This window comes from Paracidovorax sp. MALMAid1276 (assembly GCF_049198005.1).
Lineage (GTDB): Bacteria > Pseudomonadota > Gammaproteobacteria > Burkholderiales > Burkholderiaceae_C > Acidovorax.
The window spans coordinates 1-2,318 of record NZ_JBMIRS010000186.1; the positions used below are offsets into that span (position 1 = coordinate 1).

The window sequence follows — 2,318 nt, forward strand, 5'->3', positions numbered from 1 at the left end:
GGCGCTTCGACAGGCTCAGCGTGAACGGGTGGGGGGAGTGCAGTAGGGAAGGGCGCTCGGGTTTCGGTGTTGGCCTTCTGCGCTTACTTCGCAGCGGTGCGCAGCACCGCCGTGTCGTCCGTCCAGCCTCCACCCAGCGCCTTCATCAGCACCAGGCGCGTGTCGAGCTGGCGCGCGCGCAGGTCCACGGCCAGGCGGCGCTGGGCCAGCACCTGGCTCTCGGTGGAAAGCACCACCAGGTAGCTGCCCAGGCCCGCGCGGTAGCGCTCCTGCGCAAAGCGGTAGGCCTTTTCGGCGCTGGCCAGGGCGTCGTCCTGCAGCGCCTGCTGGCGGGTGAGCGACTGCACCGAAGCGATGGCGTCGCCCGCTTCCTTCACGGCATCCAGCACTGCGCCGTTGTATTGCGCGATGGCCGCATCGAGTTCGGCCTGGCGGCCGCCCAGCTGGGCGCGCAGTCGGCCACCGTCAAAGATCGGCAGGCGCAGCGCGGGCGTCACGCCCATCTGGCGCGAGCCGGCGTTGAACAGCCGGTCCAGCCCCAGCGCATTCAGGCCGATGAAGGCGCCGATGTTGATGTTGGGATAGAACTCGCTCTTCGCGCTGTTCACACCTTGCGTCGCCGCTTCCACACGCCAGCGCGCGGCCACCACGTCGGGCCGGCGGCCCAGCAGGTCGGCGCCCAGCACCTCGGGCACGGGCGCGGCCTGCAGCGCGGCCAGGCGGGGGGTGAGGCGGGCCAGCGCATCGGGCGCCTGCCCGGTCAGCACGGCCAGCTGGCGGCGCGTCAGCGTGATCTGCTCGTCCAGCGCCTCGATCTGGGTGCGGGCGTCGGGCACGGCGGCCTGGGCCTGGGTCAGCTCGACTTGGCTGTCCAGGCCTGCGGCGGTGCGCTGCTGCGTGAGCTGGCGCTGTTCCTCGCGCTGGGCCACGTCGCGCTGCGCCACCAGGCGGGCCAGGGCCACGTAGCTGCGGCCCACCTGGGCGGCCAGGGTGTTGGCGGCGGCGGCGGTGTCGGCCTGCGCGGCGCGGGCCTGGCCCAGCGCGGCCTGCAGCTCGGCCGCGTGCTGGCCGAAGAAGTCGGGCGACCAGCTCAGCGAGGCCTGCACGGTGCCGCTGTTGTAGGTGTTGCCTGCAATGGGGGCGGGGACCAGGCCGTTGGCGGTATAGCGCTGGCGCGTGGCGTCCACGCCAAGAGTGGCTTGGGGGCCGTTGGCGGCTTCGCGCACCTGGCTCAGCGCAATGGCCTGCTCCAGCCGTGCACGGCCCACGGCCAGGCTGGGGTTGCCTTGCAGGGCGGTGTCGACGAGCGTGTTGAGCTGCGCGTCGCCCAGGGTGGTCCACCACTGCGCGGGCGCAGCGGCGTCCGGGACGGCTGCGCTCAGGCCCACGGCCGAAGGGGTGGTGGGGGCCAGAGGCGTGTGCGGCGCACCGGGGCTGGCGCAGCCCGCCAGCAGCATCGCTGCGGCCAGCGCCAGGGCCGACACGGCGACGTGGGCGGCCAGTGCCGAGCGAATGGAGGGCTGGGTGCGGGCCGACGGGGAGGGGGTGTTCACAAGGTTCTCCGGGATGGTTTTAGGGTGTTGTGGGGAGATCAGGGCGACCGGCTGCGTATTCAGTCGGCATCTGTGCTGCGCGGCTGGCGCAGGGCCTCGCCATTCACCAGCATGCGGCGCAGCAGGCGCAGCAGCAGCTGCCATTCGTCGTGGGTGAAGTCGCTCAGATGGGTGTTGAGCACATCGGCCAGCACGGGCGGAACCTTGTCCGCCACGGCCTGGCCTTCCGGCGTCAGCGCGAGCTGCACCACGCGGCGGTCGGTGGTGGAGCGTTCCCGCACCACAAGGCCCTTGGCCTCCAGCCGGTCAAGCGCCCGGGTCATGGCGGCCGGGTCGGTCTCCAGGTCGCGCGCCAGGCTGGCCACGGTGGTATTCGCGCTCAGCGAAATCTTGAACAGCGGCAGCCACTGGGCGTAGGTCAGGTCGTGTGTGGAGAGCTGCGCGTCGGCCTGGGTGCGGATGGACGACATGACCTTGCGCATCAGGTAGCCCACGCTGTCTTCCGGCGGAAGGTGGCCGGCACTGTAGAAGCCGGGGCGGGGTGCCGAGGGAGCGGAAGAAGAGGTCATGGCGGGTGAATTTAATTGACTAGTCAATGATTGTCTTGGCAATTAATAAACACCTGACTCGGGATCAGGGTTATGACCAGGTCAACTGCTATGAAAATAGGAGCTATGAGCGCTTGCTGAATAAGCGCTCAAGGCAAAAATGCCTGACTATGTACATGCCTCAGATGCCTGCCCCCCATCCGTTCGGGCTGAGCTT

General features: G+C 69.8%; 2 protein-coding genes. Both read right to left on the minus strand.

Annotation, left to right across the window (positions count from 1 at the left end; translation table 11 throughout):
• Positions 1 to 83: 83 nt before the first annotated feature.
• Complete coding sequence (locus tag ACOQFS_RS13165; protein ID WP_421563316.1) at positions 84 to 1,457, minus strand: efflux transporter outer membrane subunit; 1,374 nt, start codon at positions 1,455 to 1,457, stop codon at positions 84 to 86.
• A 155-nt stretch (positions 1,458 to 1,612) separates the two neighbouring features.
• Positions 1,613 to 2,122, minus strand: coding sequence for a MarR family winged helix-turn-helix transcriptional regulator (locus ACOQFS_RS13170; protein WP_421563315.1), 510 nt, complete (start codon positions 2,120 to 2,122; stop codon positions 1,613 to 1,615).
• Between the last annotated feature and the right edge of the window lie 196 nt (positions 2,123 to 2,318).